Annotated in this window: 19 protein-coding genes; 13 read left to right on the forward strand and 6 right to left on the reverse strand. The window is 62.2% G+C overall.

The annotated features are described in order from the left end of the window. The first annotated feature begins 7 nt into the window (after nt 1–7). Genes B9Z39_RS04880 through B9Z39_RS04940 form a run of 13 tightly spaced genes read left to right on the forward strand, consistent with a single transcriptional unit; the run spans nt 8 to nt 13,958 of the window. Complete coding sequence (locus B9Z39_RS04880; RefSeq protein WP_100145533.1) at nt 8–1,210, forward strand: ABC transporter substrate-binding protein; 1,203 nt, start codon at nt 8–10, stop codon at nt 1,208–1,210. 24 nt (nt 1,211–1,234) lie between these two features. Next, on the forward strand, nt 1,235–2,107 hold the full coding sequence (locus B9Z39_RS04885; RefSeq protein WP_100145535.1) for a branched-chain amino acid ABC transporter permease: 873 nt from the start codon (nt 1,235–1,237) through the stop codon (nt 2,105–2,107). Continuing rightward, nucleotides 2,104–3,078: a branched-chain amino acid ABC transporter permease gene (locus B9Z39_RS04890; protein ID WP_108300890.1), complete on the forward strand. Its 975-nt coding sequence runs from the start codon at nt 2,104–2,106 to the stop codon at nt 3,076–3,078. The genes B9Z39_RS04885 and B9Z39_RS04890 overlap by 4 nt, the downstream gene beginning before the upstream one ends. After that, entirely contained in the window at nt 3,075–3,827 is a 753-nt protein-coding gene (locus B9Z39_RS04895) for an ABC transporter ATP-binding protein (protein ID WP_108300891.1), read from the forward strand. Before B9Z39_RS04890 ends, B9Z39_RS04895 begins: the two co-directional genes overlap by 4 nt. Next, complete coding sequence (locus B9Z39_RS04900; RefSeq protein WP_108300892.1) at nt 3,824–4,534, forward strand: ABC transporter ATP-binding protein; 711 nt, start codon at nt 3,824–3,826, stop codon at nt 4,532–4,534. Before B9Z39_RS04895 ends, B9Z39_RS04900 begins: the two co-directional genes overlap by 4 nt. Nucleotides 4,535–4,542: 8 nt before the next feature. Then, entirely contained in the window at nt 4,543–5,511 is a 969-nt protein-coding gene (locus B9Z39_RS04905; RefSeq protein ID WP_108300954.1) for a tripartite tricarboxylate transporter substrate binding protein, read from the forward strand. Then, a complete protein-coding gene (locus tag B9Z39_RS04910) occupies nt 5,508–6,800 on the forward strand; it encodes a 3-isopropylmalate dehydratase large subunit (protein ID WP_108300893.1) in 1,293 nt (430 codons plus the stop codon). The genes B9Z39_RS04905 and B9Z39_RS04910 overlap by 4 nt, the downstream gene beginning before the upstream one ends. Then, complete coding sequence (locus B9Z39_RS04915; protein ID WP_108300894.1) at nt 6,797–7,288, forward strand: 3-isopropylmalate dehydratase; 492 nt, start codon at nt 6,797–6,799, stop codon at nt 7,286–7,288. The genes B9Z39_RS04910 and B9Z39_RS04915 overlap by 4 nt, the downstream gene beginning before the upstream one ends. Continuing rightward, nucleotides 7,281–8,984, forward strand: a complete 1,704-nt coding sequence (locus B9Z39_RS04920; protein WP_108300895.1) for a hydantoinase B/oxoprolinase family protein — start codon at nt 7,281–7,283, stop codon at nt 8,982–8,984. The genes B9Z39_RS04915 and B9Z39_RS04920 overlap by 8 nt, the downstream gene beginning before the upstream one ends. Then, entirely contained in the window at nt 8,981–11,083 is a 2,103-nt protein-coding gene (locus tag B9Z39_RS04925; RefSeq protein ID WP_108300896.1) for a hydantoinase/oxoprolinase family protein, read from the forward strand. Before B9Z39_RS04920 ends, B9Z39_RS04925 begins: the two co-directional genes overlap by 4 nt. Continuing rightward, nucleotides 11,080–11,694, forward strand: coding sequence for a cysteine hydrolase family protein (locus B9Z39_RS04930; RefSeq protein ID WP_108300897.1), 615 nt, complete (start codon nt 11,080–11,082; stop codon nt 11,692–11,694). Before B9Z39_RS04925 ends, B9Z39_RS04930 begins: the two co-directional genes overlap by 4 nt. Then, nucleotides 11,691–13,091: an FAD-dependent oxidoreductase gene (locus B9Z39_RS04935; protein ID WP_108300898.1), complete on the forward strand. Its 1,401-nt coding sequence runs from the start codon at nt 11,691–11,693 to the stop codon at nt 13,089–13,091. Before B9Z39_RS04930 ends, B9Z39_RS04935 begins: the two co-directional genes overlap by 4 nt. Nucleotides 13,092–13,103: 12 nt before the next feature. Next, nucleotides 13,104–13,958 carry an oxaloacetate decarboxylase gene (locus B9Z39_RS04940; protein ID WP_108300899.1) on the forward strand — a complete coding sequence of 285 codons (855 nt, stop codon included), beginning with the start codon at nt 13,104–13,106 and terminating at the stop codon, nt 13,956–13,958. 33 nt (nt 13,959–13,991) lie between these two features. Here B9Z39_RS04940 and B9Z39_RS04945 read toward each other — a convergent pair whose 3' ends face one another. The 6 genes from B9Z39_RS04945 to B9Z39_RS04970 all read right to left on the reverse strand — a co-directional run bounded on the left by B9Z39_RS04945 (nt 13,992) and on the right by B9Z39_RS04970 (nt 16,638). Next, nucleotides 13,992–14,297 carry an addiction module antidote protein gene (locus B9Z39_RS04945; protein WP_199221166.1) on the reverse strand — a complete coding sequence of 102 codons (306 nt, stop codon included), beginning with the start codon at nt 14,295–14,297 and terminating at the stop codon, nt 13,992–13,994. A 2-nt stretch (nt 14,298–14,299) separates the two neighbouring features. Beyond that, the gene (locus tag B9Z39_RS04950; protein WP_108300901.1) at nt 14,300–14,599 is read right to left on the reverse strand and encodes a type II toxin-antitoxin system RelE/ParE family toxin; all 300 of its coding nucleotides are present in this window, start codon (nt 14,597–14,599) and stop codon (nt 14,300–14,302) included. Nucleotides 14,600–14,636: 37 nt separating this feature from the next. Continuing rightward, nucleotides 14,637–15,098, reverse strand: a complete 462-nt coding sequence (locus B9Z39_RS04955) for a DNA-binding transcriptional regulator (RefSeq protein ID WP_100145559.1) — start codon at nt 15,096–15,098, stop codon at nt 14,637–14,639. 1 nt (nt 15,099) lies between these two features. Continuing rightward, nucleotides 15,100–15,408 (reverse strand): DUF4258 domain-containing protein, encoded by a 309-nt coding sequence (locus tag B9Z39_RS04960; protein ID WP_146183279.1) that lies wholly within the window; start codon nt 15,406–15,408, stop codon nt 15,100–15,102. Between the two features lie 62 nt (nt 15,409–15,470). Further along, a complete protein-coding gene (locus B9Z39_RS04965; protein ID WP_108300903.1) occupies nt 15,471–15,788 on the reverse strand; it encodes a hypothetical protein in 318 nt (105 codons plus the stop codon). Between the two features lie 58 nt (nt 15,789–15,846). Beyond that, entirely contained in the window at nt 15,847–16,638 is a 792-nt protein-coding gene (locus tag B9Z39_RS04970) for a 2-keto-4-pentenoate hydratase (protein ID WP_108300904.1), read from the reverse strand. Nucleotides 16,639–16,697: the final 59 nt, after the last annotated feature.

The following is a 16,697-nucleotide window of genomic DNA, read 5'->3' on the forward strand; positions in this document are numbered from 1 at the left end:
GCACAGCATGACTTCACGTCGTCAGTTTATGGGTCAGTCGGCAGCCGCAGCTTCGGCTTTGGCATTTCCATTGGTGGGCGGCGCGCAGCCCAAGACCGTGAAAGTGGGTGTGTTGCACCCCGTCACCGGCGCGCTGGCGTACTCGGGTCAGCAATGCCGCGAAGGCGTGATGATGGCCATTGAAGACATCAACAAAGCCGGTGGCATCAAGTCGCTCGGTGGCGCCAAGATCGAAGCCCTGCTGGGCGACGCACAGTCCACCCCACAAGCGGGTGCGGCGGAAGTTGAAAAAATGAACGAAGCCGGCGTGAGCGCCATCGTCGGTGCGTTTGCCTCGGCCATTTGCTTGGCCACCACCCAAGCCGCCGCCAAGTACAACCTGCCCCACGTGGTGGACGTCGGTGTGGCCGATCAAATTGTTGAGCGTGGTTTGAAAAACACCTTCCGTTTTGGCCCTGGCTACAAAAAGTGCGCTGAAGTGGCCGTGGCCAACTTGCATGTGCTCAACACCGCTGCGGGCAAGCCTGCACGCACCGTGATGATCATCCACGAAGAGTCTTTGTTTGGCACCGGCACCGCCAACTTGTTGGCACGCGAGCTGCCCGGCTATGGCTACGAGGTCAAAGAAATCGTCAAGCACGCCAACCCCACGCGCGACTTCAACAACATTGTGTTGCGCATGAAGCAGGTCAACCCCGACATCGTGATCCCGGCCAACTACTACAACGAGTACGCCTTGTTGGTGCGCACCATGCAGCAGCAAAAAGTCACGCCCAAAGCGATTTACTCGGTCTTGGGTGGCGCGGCATCGAGCTACAAATTCGTCAAAGAATTCCCCGATGCGGCCAACGGCATCATCGACTGCAACCATTGGTTCAACCCACGCGACAAGCGTTCGTTGGAACTCAAAAAACGCGTCGAAGCCAAGGGTCTGTTCTTCAGCTACGAAGTGTTCATGGCCTACACGGCGATGCGCTTGTTGGCCGATGCGATTGAGCACGCCAAGTCCACCGACCGCGCCGCCATCATCGATGCCTTGAACAAGAGCACCTTCTCTGACCACATCATGCCCTACGGCACCACCCAGTTTGTCAACGGACAAAACATGGGTGCTCAGCCTTTGATGACCCAAGTGGTCAAGGGCGACATCAAGGTGATCATTCCTCGCGAGTACCGCGAAGTTGAACCCATCTTCCCCTTGAAAGCCTAAAACGCACTGCCAGAGCCACACGCCATGTTTGATCTGTCCATTTTGTTTGCCTCGGTGCTCAACGGCATCACCACAGGTGCTGTCTACGCGTTGATCGCGCTGGGGCTGACCCTGATCTATGGCGTGCTGCACATCATCAACTTCGCCCATGGGGCGTCGTTGATGGTGGCTTTGTACGGTGTGTATTTTTTAAAAGAACAACTCGGCATTGACCCTTACCTGGCTTTGCCCATCATGGTGCCCGCCATGTTTGCCTTGGGCTATGTGTTGCAGCGGGGTGTCATCAACCGCGCCAGCCATGGCAAAGACGAAAACATCTTGCTGGTCACCCTGGGCCTGTCCATCATTTTGGAAAACCTGGCTCTGTTGTTTTTCAAGTCCGACACCCGCAACATTGAAACCGCGTACACCCTGACCACGGTCACCATTGGCCCGGCCATGATTGCCTTGCCGAAGTTGGTGTCGTTTGTCGGTGCCTTGGTGGTGTCGGCGGTGTTGCTGGCGGTGATGCGCTACACCGACTTGGGTCGCGCCATCCGCGCCGTGGCCAAAGAAAAACACGGCGCCCGTTTGATGGGCATCGATGTGGACCATGTGTACGCCATGTGCTTTGGCATTGGCTTGGCCTGCTTGGGGGCGGCAGCTTGTTTCTTGTTGCCCGCCTATTACGTCAACCCCTTGGTGGGCAGCGGCTTTGTGCTGGTGGCGTTCACCATCGTGGTGTTGGGCGGCATGGGCAGTTTTGTCGGTGCCTTGGTGGGTGGCTTGCTGATTGGTGTGGTGGAGTCCATCGGTGGCTTGTACCTGGGCGAGTCGCTCGGGCAGGTCGGCATTTTTGCCATCTTCATTGCGGTGCTGTTGTTCCGTCCGCAAGGTTTGTTTGGAGCGCGCGCATGAAAGATGTCCGTGCCATTGCGGTGTTTGTGTTGCTGGTGGGCAGCATTCCTTTTTTCACCGATTCAGGGGTGGTGCTCAACTTTGTGATGATGGCCTTGTACGCCTGCTTGCTCGCGCAAGCCTGGAATGTGCTGGGTGGTTTTGGTGGCCAGTTCTCGTTTGGCCATGCGCTGTTTTTTGGCACCGGGGCGTATGTGCAAGTCATGGCCCAGGTGCATGCAGGCTGGAACCCTTGGCTCAGCTTGGTGCTGGCCATGGGCACCAGCGCTGCGGTGGGCTTGTTTGTGGGCGCTTTGTCGTTTCGCTATGGCCTCAAGGGCTCGTACTTTGCGCTGGTCACACTGGCCTTTGCCGAGGTGTTTCGCATCGTCGCGCTGTCGGTGCCCTTCACCGGCGCAGGCGTGGGCTTGATGTTGCCCCTGCGTGAGTCGGTGGGCAATATGCAGTTTGCCTCGCGCGCGGGCTATGTGTGGCTGATTCTGGGCTTGGTGACGGTGGCCTTGTGCGTGACGGCGTGGTTGCGGCACTCACGCTTTGGCGCTTACCTGCAAGCCGTGCGCGACAACGAAGACGCGGCACGTGCCATTGGCGTCAACCCCTTCTTGGTCAAGCTCTGGGCCACCGTGTTGTCGGGGGCGTTGATGGGCGCAGGCGGCGCGTTTTATGTGCAGGTGTTTCAGTACATCGACCCCGGCTTGGCCTTTGGCCCGCACACCTCGGTGGAGGCCCTGGTGGGTGCCATCGTGGGCGGCATGGGCACGCTGTGGGGCCCGGTGGTGGGCGCCTTGGCCTTGCATGTGTTGGCCGATGTGACGCGCAATTTGTTTGGTCAGTTGCCCGGCATCAACATGGTGGTCTACGGCTGTGTGTTGGTGTTGATCGTCATGTTCTTGCCACGCGGTGTGGGCGGCATTGGCCAGCGTTGGTTCAAGCGCCAAGACAGCGCGTCACAGACGAAGGAGGGCGCATGAGCTTGTTGGAAGTCAGCCACGTGTCGCGCGCCTTTGGTGGCTTGCGCGCTGTGCAAGATGTGAGTTTGCAAGTGCCTGCGGGCAGTTTGACCGCCTTGATTGGTCCCAACGGCGCGGGCAAGACCACGCTGTTCGCGTTGATGTCTGGCTTTTTGGTGCCCGACACGGGCCGCGTCACCTTTGACGGTGTGGACATCACCGGCCGTGCGCCGCACCTCAACGCGGCCTTGGGCTTGACGCGCACGTTTCAAATCGTGCAGCCCTTTGCCTCGCAAACCGTGCGTGAAAACATCGCCGTGGGCGCCCACCTGCAACACGCCAAGCGCAGCGATGCCTTGCATGCCGCCGAAGCCGTGGCCGAACGCGTGGGGCTATACGCCCAACTCGACAAACCTGCCGGTGACCTGACTGTGGCGGGGCGCAAACGCCTGGAGCTGGCCCGTGCCTTGGCCACGCAACCCAAGCTGCTGCTGCTCGACGAGGTGTTGGCCGGTTTGAACCCGCAAGAAATTCAAGACATGTTGCCCGTGGTGCGCGGCCTGGTGGCCGGTGGTGTGACGGTGCTCATGATTGAGCACGTCATGCAAGCCGTGATGAACCTCGCCGAGCATGTGTGGGTGTTGGCCCAGGGCCAACTCATTGCCCAAGGCGCACCCACCGAGGTGACGCAAAACCCGCAGGTGATCGAGGCCTATCTGGGCCACGGCACGGCGGCGCGTTTGCGCAAAACACAGCAGGAGGCCGTATGAGCGATTTGCTCACCATTGAAGGCCTGCGCGCAGGCTATGGCGCGGTGGAGGTGTTGCGTGGGGTGGACCTGCACATGGCCCCGGGCGAACTGGTGGCTTTGCTCGGCAGCAATGGCGCAGGCAAAACCACCCTCAACTCGGTGGTCTCGGGCCTGGTGCCCACCTGGGCCGGTCGGGTGGTGTTTGACGGCCAAGACCTCACCGGTGCGCATTACCGCCGTGTGGTGCAAGCCGGCTTGATTCAAGTGCCCGAAGGCCGCAAGGTGTTCCCCAACCTCAGCGTGTTGGAGAACCTGGAGCTGGGGGCCTTCACCCGCGCCCGTGCGCGGCGTGCCGAAAACTTGCTGCGTGTGTTTGACACCTTCCCACGCCTGCGCGAACGCCAGTCGCAACTCGCGGGCACCATGAGCGGTGGCGAGCAACAAATGCTGGCCATTGGGCGCGGTCTGATGGCCGAGCCCAAGCTGTTGATCTTGGACGAGCCGTCGCTCGGCCTGTCGCCGCTGTTGGTGGAAGAAATGTTCGCCCTCATCGCGCAGCTGCGCGCCAGCGGTTTGGCCGTGCTGTTGGTGGAACAAAACGTGGGCCAGTCGCTGGAGATCGCCGACCGCGCCTATGTGATGGAAAACGGCAGCATCCGTTTCTCCGGCACCTCGGCTGAGCTGTTGGCCAGCGACACCCTGCGTCAAGCCTATTTGGGCGTGTGAGTTTGCCCATGTCTTGCCTTCGTTATTTACGTGTGGGGTGTCTGCTGGCTGGCTTGGCCGCCACTGGCGCGTGGGCCCAAAGTGTCAGCCCCACGGCGCCTGTGCGCATCTTGGTGGGTGCGCCTGCCGGTGGCAGCACCGACACCATGGCCCGCGCGGTGGCGCAGGCCATGGGCCAGCAACTGGGCCGCACCGTGGTGGTAGAAAACCGTCCCGGTGCTGGTGGCAACTTGGCTGCTGAAGCCGTGGCCCGTGCCGCGCCCGATGGTCAAACCTTGCTGATGAGTTTCACCAGCCATGCCATCAACGCCTCGCTGTACCCGCGCTTGCCGTTCGACCCGGTGAAAGACTTCACACCGCTCACCATGGTGTCCACCTCGCCGTCGGTGTTGGTGGCGCACCCGTCTTTGCCTGCCAACAACGTGGCCGAGTTGGTGGCCTTGGCCAAAGCCAAGCCGGGCCAACTCAACTTCGCCATTGGTGCCTTGGGCTCGTCGCTGCATTTGGCGGGCGAGGCCTTCAAGCTCAAAGCCGGTGTCTACATCGTCAACATCCCTTACCGTGGCACCGCACCTGCGGTGCAAGACGTGTTGGCCGGTCAGGTGGAGTTGATGTTTGCCGCGGTGGGCAATGTGCAACAACACATCCGCGCCGGCAAGCTCAAAGCCTTGGGCGTGACCAGCCCGCATCGCTTGGCTGTGCTGCCCGATGTGCCCGCCATTGCCGACACCTTGCCGGGCTTTGAGTCCAGCGCCTGGTTTGGTTTGTTCGGGCCTGCCAAGTTACCCCCTGATGTGTTGCGCACCTGGAGCGACACCGCCCGTGCGGCGGTGCAAAGCCCGGACGTGCGCCGTCGCATCGAAGCCGAAGGTGCCACCGCCGTGGGCAACAGCCCGCAAGACTTTGCCCGCTTTGTGGTGGCCGACATCGCGCGCTGGCGCGAGGTGGTGAAGTTTTCTGGAGCCAAACCCGAATGACGCGCATTTCTTCTTCTGCCCAGGCGCCACAAACCTTGGCGCAAAAGCTCATCGCCCGTGCGGCGGGCCAAGCGCAGGTGGCCGTGGGCGAGGTGGTGACCTGCCAGGTCGACCTGGCCATGTTCCACGACTCCTCGGGCCCCCGTCGCTTGAAGCCCATGCTCGACGACTTGGGCGCCAAGATTTGGGACCCTGCCAAAGTGGTGCTGGTGATGGACCACTACGTGCCTGCGCAAGACGCCGATGCCCAACGCATTGTGCAAATCGCGCGCGACACCGCCCGCGAGTGGCGCTTGCCGAACGTGATTGACTCGGAGGGCATTTGCCACGTGGTGTTGCCCGAGCGCGGCCACTTGCGCCCCGGCATGTTGTGCGTGGGCGGCGACTCGCATTCGCCCACCGGCGGCGCCTTTGGCACCTACATGTTTGGCATTGGCGCGACCGAAATGCTGGGCGTGGTGGTGACGGGTGAAATTTGGGTGCAAGTGCCCCGCACCTTGCGCATGCTGTGGCGCGGCCAACTGGCGGCGGGCGTGTGCGCCAAAGACATGATGCTGCACATGATTGCCCGCTTTGGCATGAACGGCGGCCAATACCAAGCGGTGGAATTTGCTGGCGAAGCCGTGATGGCCTTGGGCATGCAAGAGCGCATGACCCTCTCCAACATGAGCGCCGAGATGGGCGCGCAAGCCGGCCTGATTGCAGCCGACGACACCACTTGCGATTACCTGCGCAGCGTGGGTGTGCCTGAAGACGCGTTGCAACACGCGCACCAGTGGCACACCGATGCCGGTGCCGACTGCGAAGACTTTGCCTTTGACGCCAACAGCTTGAGCCCCCAAGTAGCGGCCCCCCACAGCCCGGCCAACACGCGCGCCGTGCGCGACTACGCCGACGTGGCGCTGGACGTGGCCTACATCGGGGCTTGCACCGGGGCCAAGCTGGAAGACTTGCGTGCCGCCGCCCAGGTGCTGCGCGGCCACCACGTGGCGCAAGGCGTGCGGTTGCTGGTGGCGCCTGCCAGCGCCCGCGACCAAGCCCAAGCCGAGCGCGAAGGCGTGATGCAGGTGCTGCGCGATGCGGGCGCTCAGGTGCTGCCCAACAGCTGTGGTGCGTGTGCGGGCTATGGCGCGACCTTTGAAGAAGGCGCCACCGTCATCTCGAGCACGGCGCGCAATTTCAAAGGACGCATGGGCCCGGCCAGCGTGCAGGTGTACCTGGCGTCACCCTGGACGGTGGCCGCATCGGCCCTGCGTGGACGCATCAGCGATGTGCGGGAGCTGCTATGACGACAACATCACGGGTGTGGAAGCTCGGTGCCGATGTGGACACCGATGTGCTGGCCCCTGGCATCTACATGAAAAACGGCATCGACGTCATTGCCCAACACTGCCTGGAAGCCCTGCGTCCCGACTTTGCCGCGGGCGTGCGCCCTGGCGACGTGCTGGTGGCCGGCCCCAACTTTGGCATTGGCTCTTCGCGCGAGCAAGCCGCAGGTGCCCTGGTGCATCTGGGTGTGCGCGCGGTGGTGGCCCCATCGTTCAGTGGTTTGTTTTTTCGCAACGCGTTCAACCTCGGGCTGCTCTTGCTGACCTGTGCCGAGGCCGAGCAGTTGCAAGAGGGCGATGCGGTCACGCTGGTGAGCGCAGGCGTGCAACGTGCCGATGGCAGCGTGTTGCCCTGCCAGCCGATTCCTGATTTTTTAATGGACATGGTCCATGCCGGAGGTTTGATGAATGTCTTGAAACAACGCAGCCAAGGAACACACCATGCGTGAACACACCGCTGCAACCACCCTCGATCCCGTCACGCTCGCCGTGCTCAAGGGACGTTTGGAACAAATCGCCGATGAGATGGACGCCACGCTGTACCGCAGCGCGTTCAACCCCATCATTGCCGAGGCGCACGACGCCTGCCACGGCCTGTACGACGCCCACAGTGGTGACACCCTGGTGCAAGGCAAATCGGGCTTGCCCGTGTTTGTGGGCGCCATGGCGTTTGCTGTGCGTGCTGCGGCGCGTGTGGCGCAAGAGCGCGGCGGCATGGTCGACGGTGACACCTGGTTGTTCAACGACCCCTACGAAGGCGGCACCCATGCCAACGACTTCAAGCTGGTGCGCCCCTTCTTTCGCAACGGCCAGTTGTTTTGCTACCTGGCGTCTGCCGCGCACTGGCATGACGTGGGCGGTGCCGTGCCCGGCAACTACAACCCGGCGGCCACCGAGTGCTGGCAAGAGGCGGTGCAAATTCCGCCCGTGCGCATCGTGCGCCAAGGCCAGCTCGACGGCGATGTGCTGGCCATCTTGCGCGCCAACACGCGCTTGCCCGACAGCTTGTGGGGCGACTTGAACGGCCAACTCTCGGCGCTGGAGCTGGGTGTCAAACGCCTGGACGGACTGCTCGACGAATACGGCGACGCCGTGGTGCTGCAAGCCATGGGCGAGTTGCGCAAACGTGCCCTGGTGCTGATGCGCGCGCACATTCAAAACCTGCCCGATGGGCGCTACAGCTTTGAAGACGTGCTCGACAACGACGGCGTGAAAGACGAATTACTCACCATCGCCTTGGACATGACGGTCCAGGGCGACCGCATGACGCTGGATTTTTCGCGCACCTCGCCCCAGTGCGCAGGCCCGGTGAACATCTCGCGCGCTACTGCGGTGGCGGCTTGCTATGTGGCGCTCAAGCATGTGTTCCCCGACGTGCCGGCCAACGCCGGTGTGCTGGATGCGGTGGATTTTGTGTTGCCCGACGGCTTGGTGATCACCGCCGAGCGCCCACGTCCGGTGGGGGGCTACACCGAAACCATTTTGCGCATGATCGATGTGATCTTCAGCGCCACCGCCTTGGCCGACCCCAACCGCGCCGTGGCCCACGCCTACGGCACCATCAACGCCTTGTCCATCGCCGGGCACCGCACCGACGCCGCACGCAAAGGCCAGCGTTGGGTGATGTTCAGCTTCTTTGGCGGTGGCCATGGTGGCCACAGCACGGGCGACGGCTTGAGCCACAGCAACGCGCCCATCTCGACCGCTACGATTCCGCCGCTGGAAATTTTGGAGGCTGCGTATCCGGTGCGTTTCACCGAGTGGTCGTTGCGCGCCAACTCCGGCGGCGACGGCACACACCGCGGTGGCCTGGGCGCGGTGTACGAAATTGAATTGCTGGAAGAAAGCGCCGAGGCCTTCATCTTCGGTGAGCGTGGCAAAGCGCCACCCAAGGGCATAGCAGGCGGCGGCAACGCCTTGCCCAACGTGTTCTCGTACCAGCACAACGGCCAGTGGTGCCAACCCCCCATGGTCTCCAAGATGCTCGGCATCCAACTCAAAAAAGGCGAGCGCGTGCGTCTGGAAACCCCTGGCGGCGGCGGCTGGGGCCCGGCCGCAGGCCGCGACGCTGCGGCGCGTGCGCACGACGTGACCTTGGGTTACGTCAGCGATTCGAACACCACTTCTTCAAAGGTCAAACCATGAGTACGCAACAGTCTGTCACCCCACACCTGGTGGTGGGTGTCGATGTGGGCGGTACGTTCACCGACTTGTTTGTGCTCGACGAGCGCGATGGCTCGGCCCGCATTGTCAAAGTGCCCTCCACCCGTGGCGAGGAAGCCCGTGGCTTCATGAACGGCGTGGTGCGCGTGAGCGAGGGCAACGCGCCCACGGGCAGCGCCAGTGGTTCAGCAGCCGGTGTGGCCTCGACCTTGGCCACCATCGTGCACGGCACCACCGTGGGCACCAACGCCTTGTTGGAGCGCAAGGTGGCCCGCACCGGCATCATCACCACGCGTGGCTTTCGCGATGTGTTGGAGATGCGCCGCCGCGACCGGCCCCAAACCTGGGGCCTGCGCGGCAGCTTCACCCCCGTGGTGCCGCGTGACCTGCGTCTGGAAGTGGACGAACGCGTGTTGGCCGACGGCAGTTTGCACACGGCGGTGGACTTGGCCCAAGTGCGCGCCCAAACCCAGGCGCTGTTGGATGCGGGCTGCGAAGCGGTGTGCGTGTTTTTCATCAACGCCTATGCCAACCCCGTCAACGAACAACAGGCCGTGGCTGCTGTGCGCGCCATGTGGCCCAACCCCTATGTGACCTCGGCCAGCGAAGTGCTGCCCGAGATTCGCGAGTTCGAGCGCTGCTCCACCGCCACCTTGAACGCAGCCTTGCAGCCCGTGGTGGGCAGCTACCTGGCCAAGCTCGAAGACGACTTGCGCACCCAGGGCTTCAGCGGCGAGCTGTTGATTGTGCAAAGCAACGGCGGCGTGATGTCACGCGAGACTGCCTGCGATGTGCCGGTGCGCACGGCCCTCTCGGGCCCTGCCGCTGGCGTGATTGCCTGTGCGGCGGTGGCGCGTGCCTCGGGCTTTCCCAACGTGATCACGGGCGACATGGGCGGCACCTCGTTTGACGTGTCGCTGGTGGCCGAGGGCGAGGCGTCGCTGGCGGCGCAAACCTCCATCGAGTTTGGGCTGGTGGTGCGCTCGCCCATGATTCAAATTGAAACTATTGGCGCCGGTGGCGGCTCGATTGCGTCGGTTGACGCCAGTGGCATGTTGCAAGTCGGCCCCGAGTCGGCAGGCAGCATTCCGGGCCCGGTGTGCTACGGACGCGGCAACACCCGTCCCACCGTGACCGACGCCAATGTGGTGTTGGGGCGCATTGCTGCCGACCGTCCCTTGGGCGGTGGCTTGTTGCAAGAGCTGGACGCCAAAGCCGCCGAGCTGGCCATTCAAACCCATGTGGCCACGCCCTTGGGGCTGGATGTGCTGGCCGCTGCCGAAGCCATGCTGACGGTGGCCAACGCCAAGATGGCGGGTGCCATTCGCGTGGTGTCGATCGAGCGCGGTCACGACCCACGCCAGTTTGCCTACATGCCGTTTGGTGGCGGCGGTGCCTTGCATGTGTGCGCCATGATGCGTGAGGTGGGCGTGACCACCGGCATCGTGCCGCGCTACCCCGGCGTCACCTCGGCCTTGGGCTGCGTGATGGCCGACATGCGCCACGACGCGGTGCAGACCCTCAACAAATCGCTGCTCGACTTGGACTTGGCGCAACTGAAATCGCGCTTGGCTGACTTGGCCCAGGCCTGCCAAAAACGCCTGGACTCCGCGGGCGTGCGCTTTGAGCGCGTGCAAGAAGTGGTGGCCTTGGACATGCTCTACATGGGCCAGACCCACACCTTGCAAGTGCCCTTGAACGCGGATGACATCAGCCGCGAGAGCATTCAAGCTGCGTTTGAAAAAGCCTATGCGGCGTCGTTTGGCCGTGTGCTCACCGGCATGGCCATTCGTGTGATGAACCTGCGCTACGCCCGCATTGGCGTGCGTCCCAAGTTCGACCTGGCCGTGCTGGCCCCCAAGGGCGCGGGCAGCACCGCGTCGCTGGGCGTGCAGCGCGTGTACCACGCCGGCCAATGGTGGGACGCCCAGCGCTACGCGCGCCTGGACTTGCCCGTGGGCGCCCAAGTGGCCGGCCCGGCCATTCTGGAACAGGCCGACACCACGGTGTGGCTGGAGCCCGGCTTCAGCGCCCGTGTGGACACGCTGGGCAACTTGTTGGTGGAAAGGAACGCCGCATGAGCCTGAGCCACAGCCCCGCCACACCACGCCGCATCGCGTTGGTGGTGGTGGATTTGCAAAACGACTTTCTGGCACCCGAGGGCGCCTACGCACGCGGCAACACCGTGAGCCCCGAGGCCTTGCTGCTGCCCCAGCGTTTGGCGCCCGTGGCCGAGGCGGTCAAGCACCACCACGGCATGGTGGCTGCCAGCTTGTTCACCTTGTGGCCCGATGCCGAGGGGCAGCCCATGATCTCGCCACACCTGCTGGAGCGCCGCCCGTTTTTGCGTGCGGGTGACTTTGCGCCCGGCAGCTGGGGCCAAGCCAATGTGGCGGCCATTGCACCGTGGGTGGATGTGTCGGTGTGCAAGGTGGCGTATTCGGCTTTCTTCAACACCCAGCTCGACTGGGTGCTGCGCCGCGCAGGTGTGGACACGGTGGTGGTGTGCGGCATTGTCACCAACGGCGGCGTGGCCAGCACGGTGCGCGATGCCCATATGCGTGACTACCGCACCGTGGTGCTGAGCGACGGCTGCGCCACTTTTTCTGACACGGCCCACCAAGCCGCGCTGACCGACATGGCGTCGGTGGCCGAGGTGATGACCTGCGCCCAATTCTTGGCCACGCTATGAGCCCCACGGTTGAGCGTGTTGCCAGTTTCTCTGCGCCAGTGCACACCGCGGTGGCCATTGTGGGTGGCGGGGCCTGTGGCCTCACCGCTGCGCTGACCCTGAGCCAACTGGGCGTGGACTGCGTGGTGCTGGAGCGCGATGCTTTGCCCACCGGGTCGACCGCGCTGTCGTCGGGCTTTGTGCCCGCAGCCGCCACCCAAGCGCAGCAGGCGCAAGGCATCAGCGATTCGCCGGCGCTGTTTGCGCAAGACATTCAAGCCAAGGCCCATGGCCGTGCGTCGCCGGTGCTGGTGGACGCCTACAGCCGCGCCATTGGCCCCGCCATGGACGCGCTGGCACACCACCACGGTGTGCCGTGGCAGGTGCTCGACACGTTTTTGTACCCCGGCCACAGCGTGCACCGCATGCATGCCGTGCCCGAAAAAACCGGCGCCGGTTTGATGATGCGTTTGCACAATGCCGCCGAAGCAGCGGGCGTGGTGGTGCTGACCGAAGCACAGGTGAGCACGCTGTATGTGAACCACGCCGACCACCTGCTGGGCCTGGGCTTTGTGCGCCCTGACGGGCAACTGGAGCAACTCAGCTGCGACAGCGTGCTGCTGGCCTGCAACGGCTTTGGTGGCAACGCCGAGCTGGTGAGTACCTTGCTGCCCGAGATGCGCGATGCGCTGTATGCCGGCCACACGGGCAACGATGGCAGCGCCATCGCCTGGGGCCAACAAATGGGCGCGCAACTGGCCGACCTGGGTGGCTACCAAGGCCACGGCTCGTGGGCCGTGCCGCAAGGCGCTTTGATTTCGTGGGCGTTGATGATGGAAGGTGGGGTGCAAATCAACGCCTTGGGCGCGCGCTTTCATGACGAAACCCAGGGCTACTCTGAAGCGGCGGTGCATGTGCTGGCGCAACCGGGTGGCACCGCGTGGAATGTGTTCGACGACCGCTTGCTCGCTTTTGCCCAAGACTTCCCTGATTTTCGTGACGCACAAGCGGCGGGTGCGGTGCACACCTTGGCCGACGTGGCGGCGTTGGCGCAACACATTGGTTGCCCAGTAGAGACCTTGCGTCACACCTTGGACGCTGTGCACGAGGGCCAAGACCCCAGCACAGGCCGCCACTTCAAACGCAGCTTAGAAGCGCCGTTTCATGCCATTCGCGTGACCGGGGCTTTGTTCCATACGCAAGGTGGGCTCGACATCAATGCCCAATGCCAAGTGCTGCGCCCCGACGGCAGCGCCTTGCCCAATCTGTTGGCCGCAGGGGGCGCGGCGCGCGGTGTGTCGGGCGATGCGGTGTGGGGCTATTTGTCGGGCAACGGGCTGCTCAGCGCCATTGCCGGGGGCTTTATTGCGGCACAGACCGCTGCACATCAGGTGGCGCAGGCCACCGCACAAGATTGAGGGAGACACGCCGTGAATTTGAAACAACGTTTGAACCAGCCCGAGGTGTTGCTGGCCCCCGGTGTGTACGACGCCTTCAGCGCCTTGATCGCTGAGCAAGCAGGCTTTGAGGCGCTGTATTTGTCGGGTGCTTCGGTGGCCTACACCTTGCTCGGTCGCTCTGACATTGGCTTGACCACCGCCAGTGAGGTGGCGCACACCTTGGCGCACATCACCGACCGCGTGCGCGTGCCCGTGATCGTGGATGCCGACACCGGCTTTGGCAACGCCTTGAACACGCAGCGCACCGTGCGCGAGTTTGAGCGTGCAGGCGCGGCCATGATTCAACTGGAAGACCAAACCTTCCCCAAGCGCTGCGGCCATTTGGATGGCAAAGGCGTGGTGCCTGTGGCCGAGATGGAAGGCAAGCTGCGCGCGGCGCTGGATGCGCGGCATTCGTCAGACACCTTGATCTTGGCGCGCACCGATGCGGTGGCCGTGGAAGGCTTTGACGCCGCGCTGGAACGCGCCGAGCGCTACTTGGCGTGCGGCGTGGATGCCTTGTTCATCGAAGCCGTGCGCAGCCCGGAGCAAATGAACGCTGCCTGCCAGCAGTTTGCACAGCGCGTGCCCATGCTGGCCAACATGGTGGAGGGTGGCAAAACCCCGGTGCAAAGCGCCGACGTGTTGGGACAACGCGGCTACAAGATTGTGATTTTTCCGGGTGGCACCGCCCGCGCGGTGGCGCACACCCTGCAAGGCTATTACGCCAGCTTGCACCAACACCAAACCACCTTGCCGTGGCAACACCAGATGCTCGACTTTGATGGCTTGAATGCGGTGATTGGCACGCCTGAGTTGCTGGCGCAGGGCAAGCGTTTCGAGTGAGTGGGGCTGCTTATAGGGCCGGTAGAAAACCAACTAAGCAGTGGCTGCCTGCGCGACCAACTTGACACCTAGTGCCGTGCAGACACGGGCAATGGTGTCGAAGCGGGGTTGCGAGTTAGGGCGTAGGGCTTTGTAGAGTGCCTCGCGCGTCAGGCCCGCTGCACGCGCTACCTCAGACATGCCGCGCGCACGAGCGATCACACCCAGCGCATGCGTCAACTCGCTGGGGTCGTTTTCTTCCATCACGATGGTCAGGTATTCGGCAATGGCTTGGTCACTGTCTAGGTGTTCAGCCATGTCAAATTCGGGCAAGTCGGCTGCATTTATTTTCTTCACCATGGTCAAACTCCTTGAAGGGTTTTGGAAAGAGCGATGGCCGTTGCGATATCGGCTTGCTGGGTGGATTTGTCGCCGCCCCCAAGCATCACGATCAACACATCGCCTTGCTGGACGTAGTACATGCGCCACCCAGGACCGAAAAATTCGCGCATCTCAAACACGCCTTCACCGACTGGGGCAACGTCACCAAGCAGACCACGCTGAGCTTTTTCGAGCCTGCGCGCAAGGCGTCGGTGGGTTAAACCATCTTTCAGTCCGAAAAGCCAGTGTTCGAATTGCGGAAGCTGCTTAACGATGAACATAGATACATTGTAATCACTCGTTAACAGGCGGTCAAAGTTAGTGGGTCAACAGGTCATCGTCTTGCAGGCTGGGTCGCCATTGTCCGCGCGACTCTCGCACCACAATTTTCTGTTTCACCAGACGCTCGACGGTCTTGATGCGTTCAACAGCTTTGGCGATGGGCTCATGGCCTTGAGCTTGCGCGGTGTACAGAAGCCGAACCAGCTTGTCTGCCCACAGCGGCACTTTGCTGGTTTTCTCCCAACGCGCCACGGATTGCCCGTCAATGCCCATTAACTTGCCCAAGGCAGGTTGCGATAGCAACATACCAGCGCTTCGGATGTAGCGAAACTCCGCGCCAGTGACGGGTGACGCTTTGCGGGTCAAGGCCATGCAGATGGAACGGGTCAGGCCATCCAAGTTGTGAAAAGACACGCCTTCACCGTAAGCGGTCTTCTTGATTTCATAGCCGTTGGCCAGCCACACGTTGCGCAGCCCGCCGTCTGTGTAGTGGTACATATCAGTCCTTTTTGACGTCCATCACGGTCACGATGACCAAATCTGTTGCTGGGTACTCCACGTACACAACAACTGCTACTTGCATACCTGCAACAAACCGTTGCATTCGGCACAGCAGCCCCGGATGCTTTATGTTTAGCTCAGGTGGTAGCGCAAAGCTACCCATTCGCAGCACTTCAAGAACCATCGGATCATTGATATACCGCTCACGCATGCGTTTACGCGCATGCGTGGTGAAGATTACATGGGTTGAGTCTTTGGCAGACTGCCGAATGTGGCGTTCAAGTTGACGATCAGAGGGAGTTCCCAAGATTTCGACCTATCATTTTGATAGGTCATATTTTGCCACATGAGGCAAGTGTTGCCAGTAAGTCAGTTGGTTAGTTCACGAACAAAAGAACTAGCGCCTACCTTGCGACAGGCAAATGGAGAGGTGGTCAAAAATGCGATGCCGTCTTTGATGGCTTGCACCGCTTTGTCCGCAATGTTGAGGTCGCCCGTTGCACTGTTCAATTCACGTTGCAGCGCGAAGTCAAACAGTTGCTCCAAATCTTCTGCTACCGCTTTGCTGAACAAAACTCGGTAAGTTATCCGCCGCGCCTTGATTTTTTTGGCATTTACCAGCTTGGCTTCGAGTTCGAGCCGAAAGTCAGGGGCAACACGGATGGGGGGAAGTGTGGCTGTTTTCATGCATTGATTGTGTTGCAAATGCTATGCAAGTTCAGCCATTCAAAACACGCTGTGGGCGTCACGCTGCGCTGAAGCTGCAACTCACCTGACCCAACACACCAAAATCCACCGACACCGTGTCTTGCGGTTCGAACTCAAGCGGAACCAGGCATGTGCCGGTGGTCACGGTTTGGCCTGCTGCCAAGGTGATGCCCAGTGTGGACAGTTCATTGGCGAGCCAGGTAAGGGCGATGCGCGGGTCGCCCAGCACGTTGGCACCGATGCCGTCGCGCTCAAGCCGTTGCCCCACCTTGCCGACGACGCGGTGTGACGCCAAGTCGAGTTGTCGCCACAGGTCTGGCGCTTGAGGGCCGAGCACAAATTGGTGGCCGCAGGCGTTGTCGGCAATCAGCTGCGCAGCGCCCACCGTGGCGAAGTCGGTATAGCGGGAGTCGGGCACCTCGATGGCCAGGTACAGCGCTGACACCGCATCGAGCACTTCGCCAAGTGCATAGGGCGTTGCACGCGGCGGCAGATCGTGCCCCATGCGAAAAGCAAACTCGGCCTCTGCCACGCGCATGCGGTTGGCGCCGAAGGGCAGTGTGTCGCCATTTGCGTAAACCATCTCGGCCAGCAGGCGGCCTGCAATGGGCCCGTCGATGCCAATGTGTTGTTGACCGGCTGTGCTGGTGGCGGCGATCTTCCAGCCAAACAAGGGTTGTGGGCTGAGGGCTTCGAGATGGGCTTGTATGGCATAGCCTTGCGCGCGTTCGGTGGGGCGCAGGGCAGGTGGCAACGCTGCCAATGTGGTGCCTGCTTGCCAATGCTGCACGAGCAGTTCGTTGGCCGCTTGGGTTGAGGTGGTGTTCACGGGGGTGATCCTGTTTTGTTGGCGGGGAGTTTATGTGTGGTTGTTTTGTGGTGGGGTTG

Origin of the sequence: Limnohabitans sp. JirII-29 (assembly GCF_003063395.1) — a bacterium.
In the GTDB taxonomy this organism is placed as follows: Bacteria; Pseudomonadota; Gammaproteobacteria; order Burkholderiales; family Burkholderiaceae_C; genus Limnohabitans.